The sequence below is a fragment of the Cellulomonas carbonis genome (genome assembly GCF_014636275.1).
Taxonomy (GTDB): Bacteria; Actinomycetota; Actinomycetes; order Actinomycetales; family Cellulomonadaceae; genus Actinotalea; species Actinotalea carbonis.
The window spans coordinates 1-522 of the sequence record NZ_BMEB01000063.1; the positions used below are offsets into that span (position 1 = coordinate 1).

1 protein-coding gene is annotated in these 522 nt (G+C 63.4%); it reads left to right on the forward strand.

The features are described from left to right. A partial coding sequence (locus IEV86_RS17710; RefSeq protein ID WP_498067587.1) for an alpha/beta hydrolase occupies positions 1-522 on the forward strand: 522 nt, incomplete at both ends.

The following is a 522-nucleotide window of genomic DNA, read 5'->3' on the forward strand; positions in this document are numbered from 1 at the left end:
GCGTGACGTCGAAGACCTCTTCATCCGCGAAGCGAACTGCCACCGCGGAGCCGATTCCGGACAGGTCCGCATCGAGGAGGTCGTCGGACCCGATGGGACGACCCGCTATATCGTCTACGTCCCGGCCACCACCGACTGGTCTCCGAAGTCGGGTGACAATACGACGGACCTGACGACCAACGTGCAGGGCATGGCCGGCAACGACACCGTGATGCGCGAAATGGTGCGCCAGGCGATCGCCGATGCCGGGATCGGTCGCGGCGCCGAGGTCATGCTCGTCGGATATTCGCAGGGAGGAATCACCGCAGGCTCTCTGGCCGCGGACCCCGCGTTCCTCGACGATGTCAACGTCACTGCCCTGATGACGGTCGGTGCTCCGGTCTCCGATTTCGCCATCGATTCGGGAATCGACGTGCTTTCGATCGAGCACGAACAGGACCTCGTCCCCGATCTCGACGGCAATGAGAACCCGGCGACGAAGAACTGGTCGACGATCACTGTCGACTACGACCCCGACGAACT